General features: G+C 44.0%; 1 protein-coding gene. It reads right to left on the bottom strand.

The features are described 5' to 3' along the window. Positions 1–497 (bottom strand): DUF2850 domain-containing protein (locus tag R7093_RS25945; RefSeq protein WP_318147110.1); only part of this gene is annotated, 497 nt, incomplete at its 3' end. Between the last annotated feature and the right edge of the window lie 160 nt (positions 498–657).

Here is a 657-nt window from a genome sequence, read left to right as displayed (position 1 = left end):
CGACTGAAATGTTCACTCAGTGCGGCTCGTCGTTTTGATGCTGCGCCCACTTCTGAGCCTTGAACAGTATGCTCAAATCCCTTTCGAATGAATCCCTGATCTGGGATTCGAGGTTCAATTCGGCGTATTTGTGGTGACAGATGAGAGCCAGAAAGTTGATACGCGGTTTCACCTAATCCGGTATTTAAGGTGATGACTTTGCCATCAAACGCAAATTCCGTCGTGATCAAACGATGATTTCGATACACCCCATCGGATGTAAAAATAAGGCGTTCGGTTTGATAAGGTGGAGCACCAATTTCGATCCACTCACCATAGACGTGTTCGGGGTTGATGTAATCTTGGTAGGAGACGTGGAGCTGATAAGCGAAAAAAGCCACCAAACTGCAGACAAAAATAACGAACGCACTTTTGATCATCTTAAGCTGGTGTCGAGCCCAGAATGAAAGTTGCGGTTCTTTATCTTGTTTCCTTTTCCTGCGAGCGGGTATGGCCATGAGTACTCTTATCGTCCTTTTTTAATATGGTGGAAACCTTCCGCACTAAAAACAAACAATCTCGCCGTTGCGACCCAGAAACTATGATCTAATGTCCACTTTTACAATCGGATACACTATTACTGATTGATTTGTCGTTAATGATTGACTCCTTAGTGAT

The sequence above is a fragment of the Vibrio sp. 1580 genome (genome assembly GCF_033340055.1).
The sequence above is the reverse complement of the archived record's forward strand: the minus strand, read 5'-3'. Positions and strand labels throughout refer to the sequence as shown.